The following is a 23,025-nucleotide window of genomic DNA, read 5'->3' on the forward strand; positions in this document are numbered from 1 at the left end:
CGGTATGAGGGGCAGTATCGATGAGGCCAAATCTGGCCTTAAGGGAAGGATTTCTATGCCGTTCGATCTGACCAGACTGCAGAAGTGCTTAATGAGCCTTTCGGCGTTGAAGCGTTTCTTGGAAGATGCCTTGAGGCCAGCGAAATCCATTCCCCGGCAGGATCTTAGAGAGAGCTTAGCGAGCTACCTCTTGATATGTGTGCATTCGTTTGATCAAGAGTGGAAGCGCCTTTCGGGGATGGGAAAAGACGATGCCGAAATTCGCAGAACACTTGAGTTGGCCAGCCCTTTGGTTAAGCGAATTCGCCGGTGGAAAGGACTAGCTAAGTTACGATCCAGGGTTCTTGCTCATGAGCCATATGACAAGGACTCAATGGAGCTTGTCGACCTCCGGGAGTATTTCGGAGAGGGGAAAGCCCCAACGGAGTTTTGGGAGGCAGTTCTGTTGGCAGAGTGCGCTGTTTGGGCAATCGCAATCGCCATAACGAGGCATGAAGCAGAGCAAGAAGCGGCGAAAAGGATTATCTATGCCGACGGCCCGCACAGAATTCCGCCGTGCGGAGTCTCTTCTGAGGAGGATCTACAAGCGGAAATGGATGCTTTTAAGCGCGATTTGCTTTCCGATTCCCCGGATCTAGCTGTGATGTTCCCTGCTAGCTGAGTGCATCTTCACGGTCGAGGCGCTCGGCCTCTTGCCGGCCGAGCCTTTCGAGTTGCCGCTCCACGAATTCCGATGGTTTGAAATCGTGGCGCGGAATAGCGAGGAAGGGCGTGGAGCCTTCCGGGCCCAGGTCATGGGCATGCATGATCAGGAGCTGAACTGCTTCAGAGATTTCCTCGATGCCGTGCCAGCGCATCAGGTTCTCCAGCATGGCGCGAGTACCGCGGCGCACCCGATGGCGCAGCTCGGTCTCGTCCAGGCGCTGGCGCTTCTCGGCCGAGGCCTTGCTGCGTTCCTTCTGGGACTTGGCCATCAGCCTTCCGCCCCTATGTCGTCGCGCTTGATGATCGCTAGGCGCTTGGCGTAGGCGACCGCCTCGGCGTAGGAACGGCGGAAGCCGGCAGCCTTGTCGGTGGTGGTGTCGATGATGTGGAAGAAGCCGCGACCGGTGGGTCGTACCTGGTAGGCCGGCTTCTCCACCACCACGGTGCGGCGTTCTTCGAAGGCGGCGCGGGCGGCGGCGGACAGGGTCAGCAGCTGGGCCAGCTGCGGGCGAATGTTCAGCTGTTGCATGGCGATCACCTCGTCTGGTGGTGGCTTCCTTTGGGCAGCACTCCAGCGCGCGGCTGTGCGCCGGTGGGCGCCGCGGAGGAGTGCTCTCGAAAGGATTCAGGGGGAAGGTGGAAAGGCCCGTCCGACAGGGCCTTTCCGGGTCTCACAAACACCGCCGTATGTGAGTGTTTCGCGGCGCGCCCGGCTTGTTGCCGAACTGCCAGGGCTGTCGGTTACATGGCTGCGGCCTCCTGCTGAGTTACCCGCGGGCATGTGCACGGGCGCACTGGCTTGGGTTTCGCTGATGCTCTAACGCATCCCGCTGCCGCCTCGCTGAAGCGGCAGAAGTGATGCTCAGCAATCGCCCCAGTTGAGCTGCTTGATGTAGTCGCCGCCCTCGCAACGAACTGCTGCTGCGGTTATCAGCTCCGGGGCTTCCAGCAGCTTCTGGGCGGCAGCAAGTCCGGCCTCAGCTCTAGCGGCCGCCACCTTGCCGTGGCCAACCTGGAAAGCCTTGCGGCGACGGTAGGAGTCCATGGCTTGCGCCAGGTCCGGATAGCAGAAGCGCTTCGCTGAAACCTTTGCCACTCGCTTGGTCAGGCGCTTCACCCATTCCGGTGACATCAGTGGTGCCCGGCGTGCGTCGTGGTCGCGCATAACGAAGTAGCAGCGCTCGGTTTCTCGGGTGACGACGTATGTGATGCAGATGATCTCCACGCCGTCCGGATCGATGGTGTCGATGAACCGGTAGTGATCCGGTCCGATCATATTTCGGCTCATATTCATTACTCGGTTGGTGTCATCCCAAAGCGCCCTCTGGGGAAGGCGCTTCAGTGATGCATTGGCGCCGCGCGCACCTGCTGGGGTCTTGCGCGGCTGCATGCTCAGCGATGTACGTATGGCCCGCCGCCGATGCGTGCAGCTCAGGCCTTCAGGTCGTTTGGCTTGGGGCTTCCCTGGTCATGGCGCCGTGCGCGTCGTTCTCGTTTCGCCATGGTCATCGGGCATATGCAACTCGCCGCGTGCAGCCCCGGTGCCCAGTTGGTGTCGGGCACACGACGAGAGGTCCGGCGCGCCGTTCGCCGAGGCTTGGCGCGCTAATTCGATTCGATGTCTCCCCAGTCCACTACGGTGGCTCTGGTCCTCGCACCTGCTTGCCGGGTCATTCACACGGTTTGGCATTTCGCCGCGCTCCACCCTTCAGCCCCTCAGTTGGCCTCTGGATGGGTGCGCCGGTCGCCGGTAGCGGCAGGTGCTGTATTCGTCATTGGGTGCGTTGTTAAAGAGCGGTCGGCTCGGTGGCCTGGCGCCGTAATACGTTGGCGTTGAATCAACAATACGAAGATGTATCGAGCGCGTCAATACGCTTACGTATTGAAATTTCAAAACGTGAGAAGGCCGGAAACCCATTGAAGAGCGATTCGTTTCTGAGTACTGTATGTGCATACAGTATTGGCGGGGAGCTATGGTAATGACGAAGCAAGCGGTCTCGGCAACCAAGGAAAGCGGCCTCCATGAGCTGGACCGGCTGCGCCTGCGGATCTCAGCGATGGTGGGAAGCCCCAAGGCTCAGGCCGATCGGCGCGTGGTGATCTGGCGTCTGGACAGCGATACGGACGAGGCGTGGAGCCAAGTGATGGGGGAGCTGGCCGAGACCGATGGCCTGACGGTAACCAAGCTCGAGGACGGGACGGCGGTTATGGAATGGCAGCCGAGCGGGGAGGAGGGCGAGGGCGCCCAGGGAGAAGAGGAGGAACTACCGGCGGACTTCAAGGTGCAGTACTTGCACGACCAGCCCGCGCCGTTCTGAGGGGAAGGGGACACGAGGCCGCACCAATCGATGCGGCTTAGCTTTGCTGCGGGCGGGTAGCGGCACGCCTGCGCGGCAAGGGCACTGTTCTCGTCCCTTCCTACCGTGCTTTGTTTCCGATGTTTTTCACGGCATGGGGAGCGATTCTGTCGAATGCAGACCCTACCTGGCTGGGTAATAGGGAGAGCACTGCTCGCTTGAGTTCCTGCCCTGCGCGTTGGGCGCCTAAGCGGTCACTGAGTTCAACGATGTTCGGTGCCAAATGGTTATTTTCCGCGTATCTGAATATTTCCTCAAAGTACTGCTCCACTGAAGCAAACGCTTTGGTGTCTTTCATCGAGTCGAGTTGGCAGGCGATTGCCAGCGAGAAATCGATTTTTGCTTGCTCGCGGCGCCGATCCCATTTCGCCACGCATAGGATCAGATCCGAGGCTCCACTGTATTGCCAGCTTGTGCGTTCCTCGATGTCTCGTCGAAACTCATTGAAAGCTCTCGAGTTGTAGTACCACCTGCGTTGTACTACGAGATCCAGTTCGACAGAGCTCTCGTCTCGTGGATGGTCTGAGAATCCCGCGAAGAAAAAGTCAGCGCTGTTTCCGCTTCTGTAATGCCAGTCCGGGATCTGGGGGATGATGTCGCTCTTTGCCAGTTGCGATGATGGTCGAGCAAAGCAGATTCCAATGAGAAGTGAGTTCTTTCCAGTAATCGAGAGGTCATACCTAAAGCGAGCGTCAAGGCGCTCTAGAAGGCTCTGGTAGTCGCATACGGGGTTCATAGATTGCTTCCTTCCTGTTTCTGACCGCGTTCAGCTTCCGACTTCTCGAGCCTGCTGGTTGCCCACTGCTGCTCGAAGTCACGCTTGGCCCTGAGCTTGTGGTTTTGACACTCAACCATCTGCTGGTCAGTCTTCCAGTTATCGCAGCCCCGGGGCACTTGGTAGAACTTGTCCCATGCAGCGTCATGCTGGCGCTGTGACTCGGCTGCAGCCTTCATGACCTGGGCGTCGTACTGATCGACTTGGCGAGGAGGTGGTGGTGCAGGGTGGAGCTGCTGTTGCTGGCGCGCGGCCTGCTCCTGGATCTTCGCCATGGTTGCCTGAGCACGCTCGATCTGGCGCTCAGCCATGTATTCGATCGCTGCCACCCTCGCGTAGTACATCACCACGCAGGTGATGAGCACGCCGATGAGGCCTAGGGCCCAGGACTGGAATGTTTGCGGACGGCGTCGTGCCATGAGGATGCTCCATGCGGTGATGGCTGAATGCTATGCACCTTTGAAGCTAGAGGAAAGGCAAGAAACGAAAAGCCCCGCGGTGCGGGGCTCTTCTCAGTGAATTGACTCGGGAATCCCTTTGCGAATCTCATCTAGCAAGAGCTGCTCGGGTAGTGAGTTGCTGACCACTCGCACCGAATCTATCTCAGCGAGCTGATCCACGATGTCGGTATAGGCCGCGGCCAACTTCGGCTTATGTGCTGGTGGAGATGCGATAAACAGCGTGTCACGCGCCAGCAGTTGGACCTTCTTGAGTCTCCGGACTTTCGCCAGCCAAGCATCTCCATGCTCAAGGATTTTGGCGGGCTCATCGTGTCCTAGATGAATGGGCTTGATGGCTTGCGCCGCCCCCTCTTCATCCAGCAATACGTAGGGGAATTTCACGGGGTAGTCGCTAGTACCCAGTCGATCCTCCTTGTAGCGCTGCTTGAGATTTGCTGCTGCTAGAAGGTGTCCCAACTGACGCTCTAGAACCTTCTCCTCGTACTCTTTGCTGGCGAAGCTCAAATTGATGTAGTGATCGAAGATGGACTCAAGAGCTTCGTCGACCCGATCTACTGCGATGGTTCCTGGTGAGCTGAAGCGCATCATCGTTTCGCGGGGAAGAATGAGGCTTTTGAACGCTGCGAGCTGCGTCGACTGCTGCTGACTGTGCTTGCTGAAGAAGCTCGAGAGACGGGCGAGCTCTTGATCTACTTCTGTGCGCGCACGGATGTAGATTTTCGAATCGAGCTTATGGAAGAACTGGGTCACGCGTTGGCGCTTGGTTTCGATCTTGTAACGAAACTCACCGTTGCTGGCCAGCAGAACCACTCCGATATTCACGAATTCCCCTGTCTCAGGGTAAGGGAGGAAACGGAGTATCGAATAATTGCAGAAGTAGTTCATAGCTGCCCCCAGAAGCGCTCATCCCTGAACAGTTGCAGCGTTGCATACCTTTGACGCAGTGTCGGTTCAGTTTCGTCGATCTCATCCTGATCCCGGTAAAGCCACTCTACCGGTAGCAGGGAGGAAATCCTATCCCACTGGGCAAGCGCTGCGTCAAGCTCACGTTGGTAATCCTGACGAGTGACTAGGTCTTGGAGATGTCCCAACTGGTCACGAAAAACGTGATTGTGGCAGAACTCTGCTGCAGTCAACGTGGCATCGAAAGCGACGTTGTGATCGATCACAACCAGGTTCCCTGTAGAGTCCAGTAAGAGGTTAACGTTCCCTCCCAGCTCCCCAAGGGTACGGTCCCCGTTCTGAATCCACCAATCAAAGACCAGCACTTTACGCTGGAGCTCAAGCGGGACATTCCTCAAGCCGGCCCACATCAGCTCGTTGACGTTATCAACCTGCCTGGATGCGAATGCAGGGCCTCCAGACAAGTCCGTAACATTATCGGCAGAGCTGAAATCAATCAGGCCCTGGGGGATATCCATGAGGCACCACTCAGGAATCGGAAGCCCCAAGTAGGTGCCTAGCTCAGCGGCGATTACCTCGGATATCAAAGAGGGCCCGCCGGCACGGTTCAGCCCCTTCACGAAGTAGCGATGACCATCGTTTGCCCTGATTAGGAATGGTCGTACTGACACACCCTGATCACTTTGGCGGATGATCTCCTCGGCGATTACGTGTTTTGGCATTCAGGTCCCTTGCTTGCCTAGGCTCGAGGTCCAAGCCTCAGTTACTCAAACCAACTGTGCGTTCCAGACCAGCAGCACACGCGCATGGATGTAGGTCTCATCCATCCGGATGACCCTATCCTTGTGCTGCTTATTATCCGAGATCATGTCGAAATGCTCGGCATCGTGCACCTGCAGACGCTTGATGTAGAGGTGCCCCTGCCAGGTGAAGATGAACACCCCATCCCCGTTGAACGCCTGAACGCTGATGTTCACGATCATCGGGTCAGCATGCTTGATGGTGGGGTACATCGAGTTACCCCAGCCGTACACCATCTTCAGGTGATTCGGATCGTCGTAGGTGACGCCGATCTTGCGCAGCTGCTCCTGGCTGACCTTCACGTCACGGAGCATTTCCATGTAGTCGGCCGGCACCTGGCCGTTCCCCATGGCGCCGCGGATGTCGTAGTGCGCAATGCTGATCTCATCGCCTACCGGGCCAGGGCGGGAGAAGTCGGCAGCTATCACATTCGAGCAGGCGGCGGCCTGCACATCTTCTGCGGCCGCCTGCAGAATCTGCTGGCGCGCAGCGGCGCCGAGGCCCTTGCCGTGCTTTTCCAGCATCTCCATTACCTTGGCGGCAGAGCCCGTCGCCGACGTGTCTGCGCGTCTTCCAAGCGGCGCGGTCCCGATCCCAGTCCATAGCCACTCGACAGAGCAGCCGAAGGCCTTGGCAATGGCCTCGATGTTATCGCGCCTGGGGCTCTTCGATTCGCCCTTGATGATGCGGTGCACGGTGGGCTGATTGATGCCGGCGCGGCGGGCGAGCTCTCCCTCGCTCCACTCGAGCTTTTGCATCTCAGCTTCGATCCGTTCGCCAATGTTCATGGTTTCGCCAATAGAAAAACGTATTGCCCGAGTGTATTGCTCGTATCAATACGTGTGCGTATTATAAATAATACGAAAGCGCATTGGAGGTCTCCATGACCGTCAAGGAAATGATCGCTGCGCTGGTCGAGCAGGGGCTTTCACAGAAAGCCATTGCCGTCCTTGCAGGCACGACCCAGCCCACCATCCACAGGGCATCCAAGGGCGCGGGGGTCCGGTACGAGACCGGGAAGGAAATCGAGCGGCTCTACAACGAGCGCGTTCCCTCCGCCGCCTGACCTGTAGCTACAGATTGCCAGCAGCCCAGTCCGGGCTCCACGGAAAGAATCCAGAGGATTTACGAATGCAAGAGTTCCTGAGGGCGTGCCACGGCGCAGTAGAAGACGCCGGGGCGAAGGAGCTGGCAGCCAAGATGGGCTTGCCGCATGTGAGCCTGCTGCAGCGCGCGAACCCGGACAACGACTCGCACAAGCTGACCATCAATCACCTCTACCAGATCCTGCTGCACACCGGCGATCTCCGGCCGCTGCAGGAGCTGGCGCACAACTTTGGCTTTCACCTGGTTCGCCGCGATGTTCAGCCGGCCGACTGCTTGGCAAACGCAACACTGGCGATGGCGAGCGAAGCGGCAGACGTGACGAAGGCTGCCATCGAGGCGCTGGCCGATGGCGTTGTCACGCGGATTGAGTTCAAGCGAATCGAACGGGAGGGGCGTGAGGCGCAGGACAAGATCGAAGTCGTCATCGAGACCGCCCGCGCGAAGGTCGGCGTGCGATGAGAACAAGCGACGGGGAGTGCGGGGGGAGTGCGGGACGCATGCCCACGAAGACCGGATCGAACAACAGCGCGCCACGAAATCCCACGATGGCGAATTGTGGCGCGCCCTCCTGGGAGCTCTGCCAATGAGCACCATCATCATGTCGGCCTGCTGGCCGTTGCAGGGGCTGACGCCAGCACAGAAGGCTGTGCTGATCAGCCTGGCGGATAACGCAAACGACGAAGGCGTGTGCTGGCCTTCGGTGGCGAAGATCGCAGAGCGCACCTGCCTATCCGAGCGTGCCGTGCAGCAGGCCATCAAGGTGCTGAACAAGTCCAAGGCGCTGAGCATTGAAGCGCGCCAGGGGCGGTCGACCATGTTTACCGTGACCCCCGCAGCATTTGCACCCCCGCAGCAGGTTCACCCCCGAAAGAAATGCACCCCCGCAGTAGCTGCACCCACCCCCGCACTTGCTGCACCCCAACCCCCGCAGGAGCTGCACCCCACCCCCGCAGATGCTGCACCCAGAACCGTAATAGAACCATCAGTAGAACCATCAAAGAACCATTCGCCGGCCGGTTCCGGCCTGCCCGCCGAAGAGTTGATTCGTCAGGAAGGCTGCCGGGCCATCTGGGTGGCATACGCCGCGGCGTATCGGAATCGCTACGGCACCGACCCTGTTCGCAACGCCAAGGTCAACGCTCAGGTCCGCGACCTGCTGAAGCGACTCGGCGCCGAGGAGGCCCCTGCTGTGGCCGCCTACTTCGTCAGCATCGCCGACACGTATCTGCTCCGGAACTGCCACGACCTGGGCTCACTGCTCGCCAAGGCCGAGGCATACCGCACCCAGTGGGCCATCCAACCGCCGCCGGCTCCGCCGAAAGTCAGCAAACCCTCCTTCGAGGACGCACAGGCCGAGTACTCCCGGCAGCAGGCCGCGCTCCTGTTCCAGCAGCAAAGCGCCGCGAAGGCCGGCCAGTCATCTGCGCAGCAAGGCGCACCCAGAGGTAACCAATGACCATGATCCAGGAGCCCCTGAAGTGGCGCGCCAAGCGCGACACCTCCGGCAAGGTGATCCCGAAGTGCTGGCAGACCGAGAACGGCTACACCGTTGCCGAAGTCGAGCGCGTGCTGATGCGGTTCGCAGTCACTCGCCCCGGCGGCAAGATCCCCTTCGCCTACGTGCAGACTCGTGATGAAGTACTCGCGGCGATCAGTGCGGATATCGAGGCGTGCGGAGTACCGGCATGAAGGGACGCAACCCAACCGCCGAGCAGAAACTGTGGCATGACCTGCTCGCACGTGTCGTCGGCTGCGCTGCCTGCCGCTTCGGCCACAACGTGTTCAACGACCACTGCAGCATCCATCACGTCGATGGGCGCACGAAGCCTCACGCCCACTGGTACGTCCTGCCGCTATGCGCCGGACACCATCAGGAGGGCACCGGGCCTGTCGGTTTCCCTGGCGTCGCCGTCCACCCGTTCAAGGTTCGCTTCGAAGAGCGTTATGGGCCGCAGGCTGATCTGCTGGCGCGCTGCGCGAGGCTGGTAGCCGAGGAGGGCCATGATGTCCCCGCCGGGTTCCTTGCCTGGCTGGATGGTCCGGAGGTGATGGCATGAACGTCACGCTTCCATGGCCGCCCCGAGAGCTCAACCCCAATGCGCGGTCCCACTGGGCGAAGAAGAGCAAGCGAGCCAAGAGCTACCGATTCACCTGCATGCTCCTTTGCCTGCAGGCGGCACTCAGGGCACCTGCGGGGCGCATTGGGTTCTGCATTGAGTTTGTCCCTCCAGATCGACGTCAGCGGGACGACGACAACATGCTCGCCGCTTTCAAGGCCGGACGAGATGGCATCGCGGATGCGTTGAAGGTGGATGACCACCGCTTCATCACCACCTTCTCGGTGTCGCCCGACATCACTCCTGGTGGCGCGGTCCGCGTCACTATCCAGGCGCTGGAGGTGGCAGATGCTCACACCTGACCACATCGCCTCGATGAATGCCGAAGAGCTGAAGGCGGCTCAGAAGGACAACATGGAGCGGTACCGCTTAAACAGTGCGTGCCAGCGCTTCGCCGCCGGCGCCTGCACCAAGCGCACGCGCGGAGGCTCGAAGCTGCGGGCTTGGCGAGTCGCGAAGCCCGACAGTAAACGCCTTCTGCTTTTGAAGGCACAAGCCAAGGACATCTTGGAGGAGGGCTCGCTGCTGGCCGCCGAGATGAGGAGGAGGGCAGATGCGCAAAAAGCACGGGCCTGACTTAAAACGTGAGCTGATCCAGGTGGAAAGCTGCAGGACGTGCAGGGGGAGTGGGGTTCGAGAGGGGCTCAGCTTTCAGCTCCCATGCGAGGCGTGCGCCGGTGTGGGCTGGATCGCGCGAGGCGGAGCGGAGGTGCCCATCGAGGACATCGCCAGAGCGCTCGGTGCGCGGATGGCGAAGGCGGAGCGGCAGCTCGCAGAGCGAGCACAGATTGCAGCGATAACCCGGAGAACCCGGGATGCGGAGTGGAACAACGAGAAGGGGCCGGGAGGCTCGCATTACAGAGGGGATTGAAGATGGCGCGGACGCGAACTTACGTGGGCAAGGCGCTGGGCGACACCGAGTACCTGCTGGAGCAGTGGGGCTGGTGGCGCATGGATGGGATGGGAGTGCCTGGTTACGTCTCGCCGATGGCTGCCGTGATGAGCTTGGCGAATCCCATGGGTAAAGTGAAGGAGTACCGCATCACCGACGAGGCGGCCGGCTTTGTTGATCGAGCCCTGGCAAAACTGACCAGTCGGGACGCGCAGATGGGGGACTTCGTGTGGTTCTACTTCGGGGCGAAGTGGCCGGCGAATCGTATCGGGCGGGAGCATGGGATGTCGGAGCGTGATGCTCGGCAGCTAATCAAGGCAGGGGTAGCCTGGATCGACGCCTCACTTCTGAGCATGCAAGCGGCCGCATAACGGCCGCTGCCAACGGATTGCATTCACTCCAACGTGTGGGCTTCTGCTCCACGGTGGATCAGTCATTTGATTCAGCGCGAAAATACGAGGGTAAGGCAAGCCGAATTGCCGAGAGGTCCCGCGACCGCAGCTACCAAGTTGAGGCTACAATCCGTACCCAACAATTCAACACAGAATTTGGGAGGATGCTATGAAAGGGATTGAGGCTGGCGCCAGTACGATGGTAGAGATTTTTGGAAAAGAGGCTTGCTATCGATCACCTTTATTTCAACGTCAGTACGTTTGGGGCAAGCAGCAAATAACTGACCTATGGAACGACATTGCTCAAATTGCTGAGGGGGTTGAATCCAGTAGGTTCCTCGGGGCAGTTGTATTTGACATTAAAAGTGCAGGGCGGGCGTTCACTGCTGACGATATCCAGATTATCGATGGGCAGCAGCGATTGTCGACTATATATTTCTTCATAATCCAGTTTGGACTGGTCGCCAAAAAACATGGCCTTCACGATGTTGCAAGCGACCTGTTTGGGAAGTATATTTTAATTCAAAAAAACAAACAGCGTGGCGAGCCAAAAATACATCCAACTCTACTTGATCTAAGGCAGCTTAATAATGTTCTTCGTGATGTACCTGATGAGTATTCAGTCAAGGTTCTTCACGATCATGGGGATAAAAGCGGTCGCATCAAAGATGCTAATATTGAAATATTCAGGCTAATTGAAAAGGCCTGCGTCGGGGAAGACGGACGGTTTAGCTCCGAGCTGCTTGAGAAATATCTAACTATTCTCCTCGAAAAGCTACAGGTTGTAAGTATTTATCTTGGTGAAGAACAAGATCCCCATCAGGTTTTTGATAGCCTGAATGCAAAGGGTATAAAGCTGGAAAGCAAGGACTTAATTAGGAATCTTGTCTTTCAGAAAACCAGCAGTGACCCGGAAGAAACAGAAATGGTCTATCGGTCTAGCTGGCTTCCCTTAGAGGAGGCTATGGGCGCTGCATTTGAAGATTATTTTTTTCCATTTGCACTTTCAGGATCACCCGCAACAACAAAGTCAAAAATGCTTTCCACTTTAAAGGAAAGGTGGAAGGATATGGGTGCTCAGGAGATAATAAAAGATATAAGAAGGCATCAGGATATTTATCTTTGCTTTGTAGGCAGTGATGCGCAATTTGATGAGGTCAAGCGGCGTCATGAGCTATCCAGCAGGGCTGTAAGTGCAATAAATTGCCTAAAACAGATAGGGATGCCATCATCCATTCAGCCGTTTATCTTTAACTTGTTTGAGCTCGTTGTCACAGAAAAGATTAAGCAAGATGTTTTTTCTGATTACTTGGAGTTGATCGAATCATTCTTAGTGCGCAGAGCAATCTGCGGCTACGAACCCACAGGCTTACATGCCTTATTCAAAGATGTTTTTTTCAAGATTGGCGAAAAGGGAGGGCACACCAAGCCCGAAGTCCTCCTCGAGGTGATTTCAGGAAACAAAACCGTCGTATTCCCTGATGATGTCATGTTTTCCGATGCTATATGCAAAAAACCTCTCTACTCAAGAAAAATTAAAAACTATGTCATTATTGAGTATGAGAACGGCTTTGACGGGGATCCGATATCCCACTCTCAACCTATGAATATTGACCACGTCATGCCTCAAACCGCAGGCGCTTGGAATGTGGATGAGAATGAGCATGAGATTTATGTCAATACGTGGGGGAATTTAGTGCCTCTAAGTGCCCCTCTAAATTCGAAGAAAAGTAATCGGACTTGGGAGGATGTTCAGGCTATATATAGGGATGAAAATCTTTACCGGACGCCGAAGACTATTGCAAGCTTAAAGAGCTGGGATATCGAAGCTATATCGAAACGTAGCGCCGATATTGCAGCTTGGGCTTGTGACCGTTGGAGTGACTCGGTTTAACAGGCGGGATTGAGATTTCCGCTATGAATCCGACGGTTTCACCGAGCTGCCTTGCTCAACGTGAAGCGATGGAAACGGCCTAACTTCGAAGTTGCGGGAGATGCATGGACAGCCAATGCAATCCCGCAATTGGAGTTTTTGATAGCGCCACATCGGCTAAAACTCGAGTAAGTAAATCGGGATCTCTGAATCACCGCTATTTGCCAATAGCTGCCATCGTCAAAAGCACTTTCCTGCCGGAATGCTCTATGGTTTCATGCCAGCGTGAACCGTTGTGAACACAGCGAGACGCATTGTGAAGCCCGGCTCCCGAGCCGGGTTTTCTACTTCCTACGCTGGTTAATCTTGCGCAAGAGGTTGCGCTGGACATGCTGAAGCAAGCCAATGTGTTGGCGAGGAGCTGCAGCTAATTCCGGCTGACCTGCACGCATGTGTTGGTCGACTCTAGTTTGCAGGTCCAGATTTCATCGCCGAGCTAATGCCAGCCGTTGAAGAGGTCTGCATTGGTGGGAACGGTCCTGCTCATGCCGCCCTCCCTATTCATTTCCCTGTCCAATTGTCCAGTCAGGTGCGGACTCGTTCGCCAGGCTGCTCGATAGTGGCATCTTAGTATCTGTCTTATGCCAGGGCTGGCGAAGCCTGGGGACTCCCTTATGAGGACAAACACCATGACCGAGCCGGCCTCGACTGCAGTTGGCGGGATCGCGCTCTACAAGCTCGGCGCCTTTGGCTTCTTTGCCATCCTCGCCGCCATCCTGGTAATGGCTATGACCCTGCCGAAGACGGTGAGGGAGTTCGTCGTGGCAATGACCTGCACGGTCGTTTCGAGCGTATGCGGCGGCGCCTTCGTGGTCCGCTGGTTCGACCTCGGCAGTTGGGTGCAGGACGACGTGGGGATGATCGCTATCTGTGGCGTCATCTTCGTCTGCGGCCTGCCGGCCTGGGTGATTGTCCGCGCCTGGTTTGCCTGGAGCGAGGCCCGCAAGGGCGTCGGCCTGCCGGAGCTGGCCCGCGAGTTCCGCGACGGCACTGGCATCTGACATGAGGGGCAGCATCAGTGCCAAGGACCTGGACGACGCTGTCGCCTCGCTGCAGGTGCTGGGTGGTGATCTGCCCAACAAGGCGCTGGCCGACGCGCTCAACCACACGGCGAATCAGGCGAACCGGGCCCTGGTCGATGAGATCGACGAGGTGTTCGATAACCCTACGTCGTTCACTCGCAACGCCGTCCGCGTCTTCCACGCGAAGCCCAACAACCTGGAGGCCTCGCTGTGGGTGAAGGACGAGAAGGACGGCGCGTCGAAGGGAGCCGCGCCCGAGGACTGGGTAGCGCCCCAGGTATTCGGCGGCCCGCGAGTCGACAAGGCATCGGAACGTAACCTGCGCTCCAAGGGCATCCTGCCCGCCGGGAAGTTCCTCGTGCCAGGTGCCGGCGCCAAGCTGGACAAGTTCGGCAACATGAGCCGCGGCCAGATGATCCAGATCCTGTCCGGCCTGGGTGCGCTGGAGTACAAGGCCGGCTTCAAAGGCAATGCCACCGACAGCGCTCGGTCGATCCGCAAGGGCCACCAGCGCGCCTACTTCGTGATGAAGCGGGGGAGTGTGCCGATCGGCATCGGTGAGCGCCGCGACGGCACCATGGTGATGGTGCTGGCCTTCGTCAGCCAGCCCCAGTACAGCGTCCGCTTCAAGTTTCATGATGTGGTCAGGGCCATAGCCGAGGACGACAGCAGGCTCGAAGCGAACATCGAGCAGGCCCTGGCGAAGGCGATGCAGGCGAAGGGCGGCCGCTGACCCTGCCGCTGGGCAGGGGTTGATGCATGTCAGTGGCGTGCTTCATTCCGAGCGGGCAATCTGCGGGGGAATGGCGTGCCACACGAACCTGACCCCCGGGGGCCCCTGGCACATCTGAAAGGCGTGAGGGTAATTCGAGCCCCGCCGTTCCACTACATATGGCCCAAATTCAGAGGTTGGTTGTTGTGTTGTTATGAGCAAATCAGACATCACTCGGCAGCCTCACTGGCTCAATAAAAGCCGGATGGCGGCGAGCCTCGGCATTAGCACGCAAGCCTTTGATAAATGGGGCGTAGAGCCGGTCGCCAGGATTGGTCGCGAGGCCTTCTATGACGTCCGGTCGGTGCTGGAAAACCGCCTCGACTTTGCGGAGCGGAAACACCAACCAGACGGTGACGTTCCGGAAGGGATCGACCCGCTGGCCGAACACAAGCTGACGCAAGAGCGTCTGCGCCTCACCTCGGCCCAGGCCGACGCCCAGGAGAAGAAGAACCTGGTCGCCGACAAGCACCTGGTGCCTACCGAATTTGCGGTCTTCGCCTTGGGCAAGATCGCTGCCCAGATCGGTTCAATTCTCGACACGGTGCCATTGAAATTGCGCCGCAAGCACCCGGACCTCGACGTGCGACACGTCGAGGCGCTGCAGCGAGAGATCGCCCTGGCGCGCAACCGCGCTTCTGAGCTGGGCGACCTACTACCGGGGATGCTGGATGAATATGTCGAGTCCTTGGCTGAATGACCTGCAGAAGCAGATCCGGCTCGGCCTCGAATCCCTGTTCCGTGAACCGCCGCTGACTGCGGTGGAGTGGGCGGATAAGCATTTCTACTTGTCGTCCGAGTCCTCCTACCAGGAGGGGAGGTGGGAGACCGCTGCGTTCCAGGTCGGAATCCTGAACGCGATGGGCAACGACCTGATCCGCGTGGTCAACCTGATCAAGTCGGCGCGGGTCGGTTACACCAAGATGCTGATGGCGAACATCGGCTACAAGCTGCAGCACAAGAAGCGCAACGTGCTGAGCTACTGCCCGACGGACCCTGACGCCGAAGAGCTGATGAAGCGGCACGTCGAGTCGTTCATCCGCGACGTGCCGGTCCTTCTCGCCCTGGCCCCCTGGTACGGGAAGAAGCACCGAGACAACACCCTCGCCGCAAAGAAGTTCAGCCACCAGAAGATGCTCTGGTGTTTGGGCGGCAAAGCAGCGCGCAACTACCGCGAGAAGTCGCCCGACGAGGTCATCTACGACGAGCTGTCGAAGTTCGACGCCGACGTGGAGGGCGAGGGTTCGCCAACCTTCCTCGGTGACAAACGCCTGGAAGGGGCCACCTTCAAGAAGTCGATCCGTGGTTCCACTCCGGGGACGGCGGGCGAGTGCCAGGTCACCAAGGCCGGCGAAGAGTCGCCGCACTTCATGCGCTTCCACATCAACTGCCCGCATTGCGGTGGCGAGCAGTTCCTGAAGTGGGGCGGCAAGGATTGCGCGTTCGGCATCAAGTACGAGACCAACACGCTCGGGGAAGCCGAGAAGGCCTGGTACACCTGCGAGCACAACGCCTGCGTGATCGAGTACCACGAGGCGGTAGAGGCGGCCAATGACGGGCGCTGGGTCTGCGAGCGGACCGGACTCTGGACGCGCGACTCCATGGACTGGTTCAAGACCGATGGCGAGCCAGCGCGCACGCCTCGCTCGGTCACCTTCCACATCTGGACCGCGTACAGCGTCTTCACCACCTGGCTCGACATGGTCGGCGACTGGCTGAACGTGAAGGGCGACCGCGAGAAGCTGATCACCTTCGTCAACACCACCTTGGGCGAGACCTGGGAGGGCGACCAGGGCGAGAAGCTGGAGTGGGAGAACCTCTACGGCCGGCGCGAAATCTGGCAGCACATGCCCGCGCGGGTAGCCGCGTTGACCGGCTTCATCGATACCCAGGACGACCGCTACGAGGCGCGCATCTGGGCGTGGGCCGCCGGTGAGGAGGGCTGGCTGGTAGACCGCTGGATTCTGCAGGGTGACCCGGGCAGCGCCGAGCTGCGGCGGAAGGTCGGGCTCAAACTTCACCAGCAGTACCAGCGCGAGGACGGCGTGAGCATGCGCGTCGCGCTCTGGGGCTGGGACTCCGGCGGTCACTACACCGACGAGGTCTACGAGGAGAGCAAGAAGCACGGCCTGTTCTGGGTCATCCCGACTAAGGGGCACAACGTCTATGGCAAGCCCATTGCGATGTTCCCCGACAACAAAAGCAAGGCCGGCGTCTACCTGACCATGATCGGTACGGACAACGCCAAGGAGCTGATCTACAGCCGCCTGAAGCTGCAGCCCGAGCCGGGCAAGGTTCTCCCGGGCGTGATGCACCTGCCGGCCAACGACGCGATCTGCGACGAGAACGAGCTGAAGCAGCTAACCGCCGAAACCAAGGTGATGAAGATCGAGAAGGGCCAGCGGGTGTATCGCTGGGATGCGAAGGGGCGCCGCAACGAGGCACTGGACTGCGTCGTCGGCGCCCTGGCGATGCTGCGCGTTGCCCAGCAGCGCTTCGGCCTGGTCCTCGATGCGCCGCCCACCACCTCCTCTGCACCTTCATCCCCGGCCACCAAGCGCCGCAGCTCCGGCAGCGGCTACCTGAAACAACGTCGATAACCACGCGAGGCGGATATGACCGAGGCGCAGCAACGGCTGGCGGATGTGCGCGCGGCCATCCATGACATTCTCACCAAGGGACAGGCCATTACCAAGGACGGCCGCAAGCTGGAGCGCGCCCAGCTCTCCAGCCTGCGGATGCTGGAGAGCCAGTACGTCGCCGATGTCGATATGGAGACCGCGCGCAATGTTCGCCGGTCGCGGGCGTTCCGGCTGTACTCGGGCGGGAAGGGGGTGTGATGAAAGAGTTTCCTCGTCGCGCCCTGGCGGGCTCCCGCCTTCCTGGACGCATCAAGAACAGCTACGACGGCGCCGGTACCGGCCGCCGAGCGAAGAACTGGGACGCGCCGCCGGGCTCCATCAACACCCTTTCTCTGCCGGCGCTGCCCATGCTGCGCAAACGCTCCAGGGCTGCGGTCAGCAATGACCCGTATGCCGGCGGTGCCATTGACGCGCGCGTCAGCAACCTGATCGGCACCGGTATCACGCCGATGCCCACGACCAGGGACAAGGAGCTGCGCCGCCTGCTGCTCGATCTGTGGGCAGATTGGACGGACGAGTCCGATGCCGACGAACGAACTGATTTCTACGGCCAGCAGGCCCTTGCGGCACGGATGGTCGAGGAAAGCGGCGAGTGCTTCGTACGCCTTCGCCCGCGCCGCCTCGAGGATGGACTGGCTGTGCCGCTGCAGGTGCAGCTGCTGCCGGCCGAGTTCGTGCCAGTCGAGAAGAACGAGACGACCCGCAACGGCAACCTGATCCGCGCGGGGATCGAGTTCAACGCACTGGGCAAGCGGGTCGCGTACTGGATGTACCGCCGGCACCCGGGCGACAGCACGGTGACTGCTGCCGGCTACAACCAGTTGGTGCGCGTGCCGGCAAGCGAGGTGCTGCACATCTACGAACTGCGAGAGGCGGGACAGCTCCGTGGCGTGCCGCGGTTGTCGCGCGTTCTGCTGCGGCTGCGCTCGCTGGATAACTTCGACGACGCCGTGCTGTTCCGGCAGGAGGTCTCGAACCTCTTCGCCGGCTTCATCACTCGCCCGTCACCGTCGGACATGCCGCAGCTCGACCCCATCAACGGCGGGCCCGCCCAGCTGGACTCGGACGGCTTTACCCCGATGGTGGGGCTGGAGCCTGGGACCATGCAGGAGCTGCTGCCGGGGGAGAAGGTGGAGTTCTCGAAGCCACCGGAGGCGGGCAACAACTACCCGGACTTCATGCGGCAGCAACTGCAGGCGTCCGCAGTCGGGGCCAGCGTTCCCTACGAGCTGATGACGGGCGACCTTCGACAGGTCAACGACCGTGTCATCCGCGTGGTGCTCAACGAGTTCCGGCGCCGCTTGGAGCAGCTCCAGTTCAGCGTCTACGTCCACCAATTCTGCCGGCCGATTCGCGCGGCCTGGTTGGACATGGCGTACCTCTCCGGCGCGATCGCCTTGCCTGACTTCGCGCGCAGACGCCGCGAGTACTTGCGCACGCGCTGGGTTCCGCAGGGCTGGGCCTACATCCATCCGGTGCAGGACATCCAGGGCAAGCTCATGGAAATCAACGGTGGCGTCACGTCGCGCAGCGAGGTGGTGCTGCGTAACGGCTACGACGCCGAAACGATCGACGAAGAGAACAGAGCCGATCAGGCCCGAGCACGGGAGTTCGGGCTTTCCTACACCACGGGTGGCGAAGCGCCGCTCAAAGACGACGAGGGCGAAACCCCATGATCAGCTTTTCCAGCCTGAAGGCGCTGGCCGGCCAGCTCGGCCTGGTCATCGTCAACAAGACCCCGGCCCCGCCGGCTCCCCAGGATGGCACCTGGTACCAGATCAAGGCCGCCGCCGAAGGCGCCGAGGAAGGCGGGGCCGAAGGTGGCCAGGCGATCGAGGTCTACATCTATGGCGAGATTGGCGCGTGGGGCGTCACGGCGAACCAGTTCATCCAGGACTTGAAGGCCGTCGACGATGGCACGTCGCCGGTGCTGGTCGCCTTCAACACTATCGGCGGCGACCTGTTCGAGGGCCTGGCGATTCACAACGCGCTGAGCCGGCTGGGTGAGCGCTGCACCGCGCGAGTGGATGCGCTGGCCGCCAGTGCTGGCAGCGTCGCGGCTTGCGGCGCACACCGCCTGGTGATGGCGTCCAACGCCATGCTGATGATCCATAACCCATGGACCTGGGCGAGCGGCGATGCGGACGATTTCCGCAAGGTCGCCGACATGCTCGACCAGACCCTAGAGGCGATCGTCGCCTCTTACAAGCGCAAGGCCCCCGAGGTCGACGATGCCGAGCTGCGTCGGCTGATCAACGAGGAAACCTGGCTGACCGCCACCGAGGCCAAGAATCTGGGCCTGTGCGATGAGGTCATCGAAGGGGTGACGGTCAAGGCAATGGTCGGCGATGGCGGCGCACTGCGCCGCTACCACAAGGCGCCGCTGGCTCTTCTGGCATCGCTGGAAGAGCCGGAGCAGCCACCGGCTGAGGTGGTGCCGCCGGCCGATGAGCCACCGGCCACTCCTGTTCCTCAACCCAACGCCGCCGCCCTGGTCAGCCGCATCATCAAAGGCTGCGCGGACGCTGGCATCAGCAACCTCGTGGAGGTCCTGTCCATGTCTGGAGACCTGAAAGACGAGGCGAGCGTCGACGCAGCAATCGCACGGGCCAAGGCGGTCCGTGAGCTGTGTGTCAGCGCGCGCCTGCCCGAACTTGCCGCGGACTACGTGAAAGCCGGCCTCGAGCCGGAAGCCGTGCGCGCCCGCCTGTTCGACAAGCTGGCCGGCAACGGCTTCGGCGAAATCATCAACACCCCGCCGCTGGATGATCAGCCGGCACCCACCACCCCGAAGGCTGCTTCGCCCGCGAAGGTTTACGCGAGCCGCAAGCAAGCTCGCACCGCCAAACCCAAGGCTTCGTAAGGAGAAGCAGATGAACAAAACCGAAGGCTTCCACGCTGGCGAGTTCCTCCTGTCGGAGGGCGCCGGTGCCATCTCGCGCGAGCAGGTCACCCTCGCGGCAACCGCTATCGACCTGCCGGCCGGCCAGCTCCTGGGCATCGTCACCGCGTCCGGCGAATACGCGCCGTACGACAACGCCGCTACCAACGGCACCGAGGTCGTTGCAGGCATTCTCTACGCGCCGAAGCCGATCTCTACCGAACCGCAGGCGGCGACCATCGTCGCGCGCCTCGCCGAGGTGGTGGACGTAGCGCTGACTGGCCTCGACTCTGCCGCCCGCGCCGACCTCAAGGCCCGCAACATCATCGTCCGCGCCGGCACGCCGTACTGATCCGCGCCGCTCACACCCAACCCCTTCAAACCCCGCTTCGGCGGGGTTTTCCATTTCTGGAGCATGCCAATGGCTGAGATCAATATTTTCGAAGACGAAGCGTTCGGCGTCGGTGCCCTGACTGCCGCGATCAACGAAACCCCCGAAGTGCCCGGCCGCCTGGCCGCGCTTGGCCTCTTCGAGGAAGAGGGCAGCACCACCATCACCCAACAGATCGAGAAAGACGGTGACGCCTTGCACCTGGTGCCGGCCGCTGATCGCGGCGCCCCGGGCCTGGTTGTCCAAGGCAGCAAGCGCGTGCTGATCCCCTTCAACAACGTGCACCTGCCCCAGACCTTCAGCATCATGGCTGACGAAATCCAGGGCATTCGTGCCTTCGGTGAGCAGACCGAACTGCAGGCGGTGCAGGACGTGGTGAACCGCCGCCTGGAGAAGATGCGCCGCGCGCTCGATGCCACCCATGAGCACCAGCGCATGGGTGCGGTACTCGGCACCATCCTCGATGCCGACGGCAGCACCGTACTGCTCGACCTGTACGACCGCTTCGGTATCAGCCCCCAGGTCGTCCAGATGGAACTGGGCACCGCCACCACCAAGGTGCGTCTGAAGGCCGGCGAGGCGCTCGATGCGCAAGAAGATGCGCTGGGTAACATCCCCAGCAGCGGTTCCCGCGCGCTCTGCGGTAAGAACTTCTGGAACGCCCTGATCACCCACAAGTCGGTCGAAGAGACCTACCTGAACACTCAGCAGGCCGCCCAACTGCGCGGCGACGCCCGCGAGGAGTTCGAGTTCGGGGGCATCGTCTGGGAGCGCTACCGCGGAAAGGTCGGCGGTCGTTCCTTCATCCCGGACGATGAAGCCCGCCTGATTCCGCTGGGTGTGCCGGAGCTGTTCCTGAGCATCTTCGCTCCGGCCAACTACATGGAAACCGTCAACACCCTGGGCCTGCCGTACTACGCCAAGCAGGAGGCTATGCCGTTCAACAAGGGCATTGCCGGCGAGGCGCAGTCCAACCCGCTGCACATCTGCACCCGCCCGCGCGCGGTCATCAAGCTGGTGAAGTAGTGGCCGGCTTCGGCGACCTGGTCGACGAAATGGACGACACCATCCTCGAGGTTCTCGGGGATGGTGAGTTCGCCCTGGTCGACCGCAACGGCCATGTGCAGGTCGATGTGCTCCACGGCCTCGTCGAGGACGGCGTGGAGCGCGTCGATAGTGGGGCGGTGGATCGCTTCAGGACCATCGAGGTCCGCAAGGCGCTGCTCGGCTCCTACGACCGGCGCGGCGGCTTCGTTGACGCCGAAGGCAATCGCTGGACGATCGACGGCATCCACCTGGATGACGGCCACCTCATCACCTTCTACGTGGTGCCCGAATGAGCCTTGATCGAAATATGCAGGCCGAGATCATCGGCCAGGTCGTGGGCGTGTTGGCTGGTGTCCCGCAGTTTGGTGCTGCCGTCGAGGAAGATTCGGTGGCGCGCGTGCTGGACGCGGAAGACGCCGACCTGCCTGACGAGATGATCGTGCTGCAGGAAGGCGACACCGTGGAGCTCGATCGCACGCCGAGCAACTGCAGGGAGCAGTGGACCATCAACCTGGTGGCCATGTCCCGCAAGCGCGACGCCCCGCAGGCATTGCGCGCGGCTCGCCTCGCCATCAAGCGCGCGCTGAAAGGCAGCAAGGCCGGTATCGAAGTGGCGGGGCTGATTTCGGTCGAGTTCCCCGCTTCGTCGGTTCGCCTGCCGGAGCCTGGACGCCGGTGGAGCTATCGCGTCGTGCCCATCACCTTCACCTACAACCAGCCTCTGTAACTCAACCACCAGGCCGCCTTCGGGCGGCCTCTTCATTTCCGGAGGGCGCATGCCCGAGATCGTAATCACCAAGGCCTTCAACCACCGCGAGGGGTCGCAGGTCACCCACTACCCGAAGTCGGAGAAGGCCGTCGCGGTCTCTCAGGCTGTCGCCGAACACGCGCTGGCCCGCGGCTTCACTCCCAAGCCTGAAGAAAAGGCGCAGAAGCCCGCTGCCAAACCTGCTGCGCCGGTCCCGGCAGCGACCACTGAACCCAGCGCAGGCAAGTAAGCCGCGCGGCCTCCCATCAGGAGATCCCAATGCTCAAGCCCATTGACCGCTCTTTCATCGGCGAGGGTCAGGTGTTCGCCCGACTCTTCGGCTCCCAGGACGCGCTGCTGCCGCTCGGCAACTGCGACGCCTTCAGCATCAGCTATGCCACCGACCGCAAGGCGTTGCCCGACTACATGGGCGGCGGCGGTAACCGCAACGTGCGCACCCGCCCGACCGACGTCACCGGCTCCATCGGCATGTACGACATCACGGCGGACAACGTGTCGCGAGTAAGCCGCGGCACGATCAAGGTCACCCCGACCACTGCACTCACCGACGAGGCTCACACCTCCACCGGCGAAGCGGGCGAGCTGATCCCGTTCAAGTACCTGCCGGACGTGTCCAAGACCGTCACCGTCGAGACGGCCGCCGGGACCGAGTTGGTTGCCGGCACCGACTACCTGCTGACGCCCCACGGCATTCAGGTGCTGACCGATAGCGACATCGACGCCACCGGCGTCAAAGTCAGCTACACCCCGCGCAAAAGCTCGGCTGTGCACATGCTCAACGGCTCGGAACGTGAGTACGAGCTGTACATCGCCGGCCTCAACGATGCCCAGTCTGGCGAGCCGTATGCGCTGCGCATCCGCCGCGCCAAGTTCGGCATGCTCCAGGAGCTGGCCGTGCTCGGCCAGGACTACCTGAAGCTGACCGGCCCGATCGAGCTGCTCTCCGATCCGACCGTGGTTGCGGACGACATCTCGAAATTCTGCCAGATGGACCTCGCGGCCTAAGCCGCCCGGCCACGGATGGCCACCCCATGAACAAAGCCCGCCACCCGGCGGGC

32 protein-coding genes are annotated in these 23,025 nt (G+C 60.7%); 24 read left to right on the forward strand and 8 right to left on the reverse strand.

Annotated features, from left to right (window positions below):
* Positions 1 to 55 precede the first annotated feature (55 nt).
* Positions 56 to 661, forward strand: coding sequence for a hypothetical protein (locus tag ABKS89_RS10040; RefSeq protein WP_348589430.1), 606 nt, complete (start codon positions 56 to 58; stop codon positions 659 to 661).
* Here ABKS89_RS10040 and ABKS89_RS10045 read toward each other — a convergent pair.
* The 3 genes from ABKS89_RS10045 to ABKS89_RS10055 all read right to left on the reverse strand — a co-directional run bounded on the left by ABKS89_RS10045 (position 654) and on the right by ABKS89_RS10055 (position 2,095).
* Positions 654 to 974 carry a hypothetical protein gene (locus ABKS89_RS10045; RefSeq protein ID WP_348589429.1) on the reverse strand — a complete coding sequence of 107 codons (321 nt, stop codon included), beginning with the start codon at positions 972 to 974 and terminating at the stop codon, positions 654 to 656. The genes ABKS89_RS10040 and ABKS89_RS10045 overlap by 8 nt on opposite strands.
* The gene (locus tag ABKS89_RS10050) at positions 974 to 1,234 is read right to left on the reverse strand and encodes a hypothetical protein (protein WP_348589428.1); all 261 of its coding nucleotides are present in this window, start codon (positions 1,232 to 1,234) and stop codon (positions 974 to 976) included. The genes ABKS89_RS10045 and ABKS89_RS10050 overlap by 1 nt, the downstream gene beginning before the upstream one ends.
* A 333-nt stretch (positions 1,235 to 1,567) precedes the next feature.
* A complete protein-coding gene (locus tag ABKS89_RS10055) occupies positions 1,568 to 2,095 on the reverse strand; it encodes a hypothetical protein (protein WP_348589427.1) in 528 nt (175 codons plus the stop codon).
* Between the two features lie 589 nt (positions 2,096 to 2,684).
* On the opposite strand from ABKS89_RS10055, the gene ABKS89_RS10060 reads away from it, so the two are divergent.
* Positions 2,685 to 3,023: a DUF1654 domain-containing protein gene (locus tag ABKS89_RS10060; RefSeq protein ID WP_348589425.1), complete on the forward strand. Its 339-nt coding sequence runs from the start codon at positions 2,685 to 2,687 to the stop codon at positions 3,021 to 3,023.
* Between the two features lie 100 nt (positions 3,024 to 3,123).
* On the opposite strand, the gene ABKS89_RS10065 is transcribed toward ABKS89_RS10060, so the two are convergent.
* From ABKS89_RS10065 to ABKS89_RS10085, 5 genes are all read right to left on the reverse strand, one after another.
* Positions 3,124 to 3,798, reverse strand: coding sequence for a hypothetical protein (locus ABKS89_RS10065; protein WP_348589423.1), 675 nt, complete (start codon positions 3,796 to 3,798; stop codon positions 3,124 to 3,126).
* The gene (locus ABKS89_RS10070) at positions 3,795 to 4,256 is read right to left on the reverse strand and encodes a hypothetical protein (RefSeq protein ID WP_348589421.1); all 462 of its coding nucleotides are present in this window, start codon (positions 4,254 to 4,256) and stop codon (positions 3,795 to 3,797) included. The genes ABKS89_RS10065 and ABKS89_RS10070 overlap by 4 nt, the downstream gene beginning before the upstream one ends.
* Before the next feature lie 93 nt (positions 4,257 to 4,349).
* Positions 4,350 to 5,183, reverse strand: a complete 834-nt coding sequence (locus tag ABKS89_RS10075) for a DUF3037 domain-containing protein (protein ID WP_348589420.1) — start codon at positions 5,181 to 5,183, stop codon at positions 4,350 to 4,352.
* A complete protein-coding gene (locus tag ABKS89_RS10080) occupies positions 5,180 to 5,923 on the reverse strand; it encodes a HipA family kinase (RefSeq protein WP_348589419.1) in 744 nt (247 codons plus the stop codon). The genes ABKS89_RS10075 and ABKS89_RS10080 overlap by 4 nt, the downstream gene beginning before the upstream one ends.
* A gap of 45 nt (positions 5,924 to 5,968) precedes the next feature.
* A complete protein-coding gene (locus ABKS89_RS10085) occupies positions 5,969 to 6,790 on the reverse strand; it encodes an XRE family transcriptional regulator (protein WP_348589418.1) in 822 nt (273 codons plus the stop codon).
* Between the two features lie 95 nt (positions 6,791 to 6,885).
* Between ABKS89_RS10085 and ABKS89_RS10090 the strand changes: the two genes are divergently transcribed.
* From ABKS89_RS10090 to ABKS89_RS10195, 22 genes are all read left to right on the forward strand, one after another.
* Positions 6,886 to 7,068: a helix-turn-helix domain-containing protein gene (locus tag ABKS89_RS10090; protein ID WP_348589417.1), complete on the forward strand. Its 183-nt coding sequence runs from the start codon at positions 6,886 to 6,888 to the stop codon at positions 7,066 to 7,068.
* Between the two features lie 65 nt (positions 7,069 to 7,133).
* The gene (locus ABKS89_RS10095; RefSeq protein WP_348589416.1) at positions 7,134 to 7,568 is read left to right on the forward strand and encodes a phage regulatory CII family protein; all 435 of its coding nucleotides are present in this window, start codon (positions 7,134 to 7,136) and stop codon (positions 7,566 to 7,568) included.
* Between the two features lie 124 nt (positions 7,569 to 7,692).
* Positions 7,693 to 8,565, forward strand: coding sequence for a helix-turn-helix domain-containing protein (locus tag ABKS89_RS10100; protein ID WP_518301006.1), 873 nt, complete (start codon positions 7,693 to 7,695; stop codon positions 8,563 to 8,565).
* Entirely contained in the window at positions 8,562 to 8,798 is a 237-nt protein-coding gene (locus ABKS89_RS10105; RefSeq protein WP_348590211.1) for a hypothetical protein, read from the forward strand. Before ABKS89_RS10100 ends, ABKS89_RS10105 begins: the two co-directional genes overlap by 4 nt.
* The gene (locus tag ABKS89_RS10110; protein ID WP_348590212.1) at positions 8,795 to 9,166 is read left to right on the forward strand and encodes a Ref family recombination enhancement nuclease; all 372 of its coding nucleotides are present in this window, start codon (positions 8,795 to 8,797) and stop codon (positions 9,164 to 9,166) included. Before ABKS89_RS10105 ends, ABKS89_RS10110 begins: the two co-directional genes overlap by 4 nt.
* Positions 9,163 to 9,528, forward strand: a complete 366-nt coding sequence (locus ABKS89_RS10115) for a RusA family crossover junction endodeoxyribonuclease (protein WP_348590213.1) — start codon at positions 9,163 to 9,165, stop codon at positions 9,526 to 9,528. The genes ABKS89_RS10110 and ABKS89_RS10115 overlap by 4 nt, the downstream gene beginning before the upstream one ends.
* Positions 9,515 to 9,802: a hypothetical protein gene (locus tag ABKS89_RS10120; protein WP_348590215.1), complete on the forward strand. Its 288-nt coding sequence runs from the start codon at positions 9,515 to 9,517 to the stop codon at positions 9,800 to 9,802. The genes ABKS89_RS10115 and ABKS89_RS10120 overlap by 14 nt, the downstream gene beginning before the upstream one ends.
* Before the next feature lie 297 nt (positions 9,803 to 10,099).
* Positions 10,100 to 10,489, forward strand: coding sequence for an antiterminator Q family protein (locus tag ABKS89_RS10125; protein ID WP_348590217.1), 390 nt, complete (start codon positions 10,100 to 10,102; stop codon positions 10,487 to 10,489).
* 190 nt (positions 10,490 to 10,679) lie between these two features.
* Entirely contained in the window at positions 10,680 to 12,404 is a 1,725-nt protein-coding gene (locus tag ABKS89_RS10130; RefSeq protein ID WP_348590219.1) for a DUF262 domain-containing protein, read from the forward strand.
* Positions 12,405 to 13,072: 668 nt separating this feature from the next.
* On the forward strand, positions 13,073 to 13,444 hold the full coding sequence (locus ABKS89_RS10135) for a hypothetical protein (protein ID WP_348590221.1): 372 nt from the start codon (positions 13,073 to 13,075) through the stop codon (positions 13,442 to 13,444).
* 1 nt (position 13,445) lies between these two features.
* Positions 13,446 to 14,198 carry a hypothetical protein gene (locus ABKS89_RS10140; RefSeq protein WP_348590222.1) on the forward strand — a complete coding sequence of 251 codons (753 nt, stop codon included), beginning with the start codon at positions 13,446 to 13,448 and terminating at the stop codon, positions 14,196 to 14,198.
* Between the two features lie 193 nt (positions 14,199 to 14,391).
* Positions 14,392 to 14,937 carry a terminase small subunit gene (locus ABKS89_RS10145; RefSeq protein WP_065086006.1) on the forward strand — a complete coding sequence of 182 codons (546 nt, stop codon included), beginning with the start codon at positions 14,392 to 14,394 and terminating at the stop codon, positions 14,935 to 14,937.
* Complete coding sequence (locus tag ABKS89_RS10150; RefSeq protein ID WP_348590224.1) at positions 14,909 to 16,837, forward strand: phage terminase large subunit family protein; 1,929 nt, start codon at positions 14,909 to 14,911, stop codon at positions 16,835 to 16,837. The genes ABKS89_RS10145 and ABKS89_RS10150 overlap by 29 nt, the downstream gene beginning before the upstream one ends.
* 15 nt (positions 16,838 to 16,852) lie before the next feature.
* Positions 16,853 to 17,077 (forward strand): gpW family head-tail joining protein, encoded by a 225-nt coding sequence (gene gpW, locus ABKS89_RS10155; protein WP_233300404.1) that lies wholly within the window; start codon positions 16,853 to 16,855, stop codon positions 17,075 to 17,077.
* Positions 17,077 to 18,555, forward strand: coding sequence for a phage portal protein (locus ABKS89_RS10160; RefSeq protein ID WP_348590225.1), 1,479 nt, complete (start codon positions 17,077 to 17,079; stop codon positions 18,553 to 18,555). The genes gpW and ABKS89_RS10160 overlap by 1 nt, the downstream gene beginning before the upstream one ends.
* Positions 18,552 to 19,742: a head maturation protease, ClpP-related gene (locus tag ABKS89_RS10165; RefSeq protein ID WP_348590226.1), complete on the forward strand. Its 1,191-nt coding sequence runs from the start codon at positions 18,552 to 18,554 to the stop codon at positions 19,740 to 19,742. Before ABKS89_RS10160 ends, ABKS89_RS10165 begins: the two co-directional genes overlap by 4 nt.
* 10 nt (positions 19,743 to 19,752) lie before the next feature.
* Positions 19,753 to 20,112, forward strand: coding sequence for a head decoration protein (locus tag ABKS89_RS10170; RefSeq protein ID WP_348590227.1), 360 nt, complete (start codon positions 19,753 to 19,755; stop codon positions 20,110 to 20,112).
* A gap of 69 nt (positions 20,113 to 20,181) precedes the next feature.
* Positions 20,182 to 21,177 (forward strand): major capsid protein, encoded by a 996-nt coding sequence (locus tag ABKS89_RS10175; protein ID WP_348590229.1) that lies wholly within the window; start codon positions 20,182 to 20,184, stop codon positions 21,175 to 21,177.
* Positions 21,177 to 21,491 (forward strand): hypothetical protein, encoded by a 315-nt coding sequence (locus ABKS89_RS10180; protein WP_518301007.1) that lies wholly within the window; start codon positions 21,177 to 21,179, stop codon positions 21,489 to 21,491. Before ABKS89_RS10175 ends, ABKS89_RS10180 begins: the two co-directional genes overlap by 1 nt.
* Positions 21,488 to 21,925, forward strand: coding sequence for a hypothetical protein (locus ABKS89_RS10185; RefSeq protein ID WP_348590233.1), 438 nt, complete (start codon positions 21,488 to 21,490; stop codon positions 21,923 to 21,925). Before ABKS89_RS10180 ends, ABKS89_RS10185 begins: the two co-directional genes overlap by 4 nt.
* 49 nt (positions 21,926 to 21,974) lie before the next feature.
* Positions 21,975 to 22,196: a hypothetical protein gene (locus tag ABKS89_RS10190; protein WP_348590235.1), complete on the forward strand. Its 222-nt coding sequence runs from the start codon at positions 21,975 to 21,977 to the stop codon at positions 22,194 to 22,196.
* A gap of 29 nt (positions 22,197 to 22,225) precedes the next feature.
* Complete coding sequence (locus ABKS89_RS10195) at positions 22,226 to 22,972, forward strand: phage tail tube protein (protein WP_348590236.1); 747 nt, start codon at positions 22,226 to 22,228, stop codon at positions 22,970 to 22,972.
* Positions 22,973 to 23,025: the final 53 nt, after the last annotated feature.

Origin of the sequence: Pseudomonas sp. LABIM340 (assembly GCF_040017195.2) — a bacterium.
Lineage (GTDB): Bacteria > Pseudomonadota > Gammaproteobacteria > Pseudomonadales > Pseudomonadaceae > Pseudomonas.

Excerpts from the sequence above, each read along its gene's own strand:
- ABKS89_RS10055 (WP_348589427.1), bottom strand. The coding sequence starts at position 2,095 with ATGCAGCCGCGCAAGACCCCAGCAGGTGCGCGCGGCGCCAATGCATCA.
- ABKS89_RS10160 (WP_348590225.1), top strand. The coding sequence starts at position 17,077 with ATGAAAGAGTTTCCTCGTCGCGCCCTGGCGGGCTCCCGCCTTCCTGGA.
- ABKS89_RS10080 (WP_348589419.1), bottom strand. The coding sequence starts at position 5,923 with ATGCCAAAACACGTAATCGCCGAGGAGATCATCCGCCAAAGTGATCAG.
- ABKS89_RS10060 (WP_348589425.1), top strand. The coding sequence starts at position 2,685 with ATGACGAAGCAAGCGGTCTCGGCAACCAAGGAAAGCGGCCTCCATGAG.
- ABKS89_RS10175 (WP_348590229.1), top strand. The coding sequence starts at position 20,182 with ATGGCTGAGATCAATATTTTCGAAGACGAAGCGTTCGGCGTCGGTGCC.
- ABKS89_RS10150 (WP_348590224.1), top strand. The coding sequence starts at position 14,909 with ATGAATATGTCGAGTCCTTGGCTGAATGACCTGCAGAAGCAGATCCGG.
- ABKS89_RS10115 (WP_348590213.1), top strand. The coding sequence starts at position 9,163 with ATGAACGTCACGCTTCCATGGCCGCCCCGAGAGCTCAACCCCAATGCG.
- ABKS89_RS10170 (WP_348590227.1), top strand. The coding sequence starts at position 19,753 with ATGAACAAAACCGAAGGCTTCCACGCTGGCGAGTTCCTCCTGTCGGAG.
- ABKS89_RS10095 (WP_348589416.1), top strand. The coding sequence starts at position 7,134 with ATGCAAGAGTTCCTGAGGGCGTGCCACGGCGCAGTAGAAGACGCCGGG.
- gpW (WP_233300404.1), top strand. The coding sequence starts at position 16,853 with ATGACCGAGGCGCAGCAACGGCTGGCGGATGTGCGCGCGGCCATCCAT.
- ABKS89_RS10100 (WP_518301006.1), top strand. The coding sequence starts at position 7,693 with ATGAGCACCATCATCATGTCGGCCTGCTGGCCGTTGCAGGGGCTGACG.
- ABKS89_RS10070 (WP_348589421.1), bottom strand. The coding sequence starts at position 4,256 with ATGGCACGACGCCGTCCGCAAACATTCCAGTCCTGGGCCCTAGGCCTC.
- ABKS89_RS10075 (WP_348589420.1), bottom strand. The coding sequence starts at position 5,183 with ATGAACTACTTCTGCAATTATTCGATACTCCGTTTCCTCCCTTACCCT.
- ABKS89_RS10140 (WP_348590222.1), top strand. The coding sequence starts at position 13,446 with ATGAGGGGCAGCATCAGTGCCAAGGACCTGGACGACGCTGTCGCCTCG.
- ABKS89_RS10130 (WP_348590219.1), top strand. The coding sequence starts at position 10,680 with ATGAAAGGGATTGAGGCTGGCGCCAGTACGATGGTAGAGATTTTTGGA.
- ABKS89_RS10085 (WP_348589418.1), bottom strand. The coding sequence starts at position 6,790 with ATGAACATTGGCGAACGGATCGAAGCTGAGATGCAAAAGCTCGAGTGG.
- ABKS89_RS10090 (WP_348589417.1), top strand. The coding sequence starts at position 6,886 with ATGACCGTCAAGGAAATGATCGCTGCGCTGGTCGAGCAGGGGCTTTCA.
- ABKS89_RS10040 (WP_348589430.1), top strand. The coding sequence starts at position 56 with ATGCCGTTCGATCTGACCAGACTGCAGAAGTGCTTAATGAGCCTTTCG.
- ABKS89_RS10105 (WP_348590211.1), top strand. The coding sequence starts at position 8,562 with ATGACCATGATCCAGGAGCCCCTGAAGTGGCGCGCCAAGCGCGACACC.
- ABKS89_RS10125 (WP_348590217.1), top strand. The coding sequence starts at position 10,100 with ATGGCGCGGACGCGAACTTACGTGGGCAAGGCGCTGGGCGACACCGAG.
- ABKS89_RS10190 (WP_348590235.1), top strand. The coding sequence starts at position 21,975 with ATGCCCGAGATCGTAATCACCAAGGCCTTCAACCACCGCGAGGGGTCG.
- ABKS89_RS10120 (WP_348590215.1), top strand. The coding sequence starts at position 9,515 with ATGCTCACACCTGACCACATCGCCTCGATGAATGCCGAAGAGCTGAAG.
- ABKS89_RS10135 (WP_348590221.1), top strand. The coding sequence starts at position 13,073 with ATGACCGAGCCGGCCTCGACTGCAGTTGGCGGGATCGCGCTCTACAAG.
- ABKS89_RS10195 (WP_348590236.1), top strand. The coding sequence starts at position 22,226 with ATGCTCAAGCCCATTGACCGCTCTTTCATCGGCGAGGGTCAGGTGTTC.
- ABKS89_RS10145 (WP_065086006.1), top strand. The coding sequence starts at position 14,392 with ATGAGCAAATCAGACATCACTCGGCAGCCTCACTGGCTCAATAAAAGC.
- ABKS89_RS10065 (WP_348589423.1), bottom strand. The coding sequence starts at position 3,798 with ATGAACCCCGTATGCGACTACCAGAGCCTTCTAGAGCGCCTTGACGCT.
- ABKS89_RS10165 (WP_348590226.1), top strand. The coding sequence starts at position 18,552 with ATGATCAGCTTTTCCAGCCTGAAGGCGCTGGCCGGCCAGCTCGGCCTG.
- ABKS89_RS10110 (WP_348590212.1), top strand. The coding sequence starts at position 8,795 with ATGAAGGGACGCAACCCAACCGCCGAGCAGAAACTGTGGCATGACCTG.
- ABKS89_RS10045 (WP_348589429.1), bottom strand. The coding sequence starts at position 974 with ATGGCCAAGTCCCAGAAGGAACGCAGCAAGGCCTCGGCCGAGAAGCGC.
- ABKS89_RS10185 (WP_348590233.1), top strand. The coding sequence starts at position 21,488 with ATGAGCCTTGATCGAAATATGCAGGCCGAGATCATCGGCCAGGTCGTG.
- ABKS89_RS10050 (WP_348589428.1), bottom strand. The coding sequence starts at position 1,234 with ATGCAACAGCTGAACATTCGCCCGCAGCTGGCCCAGCTGCTGACCCTG.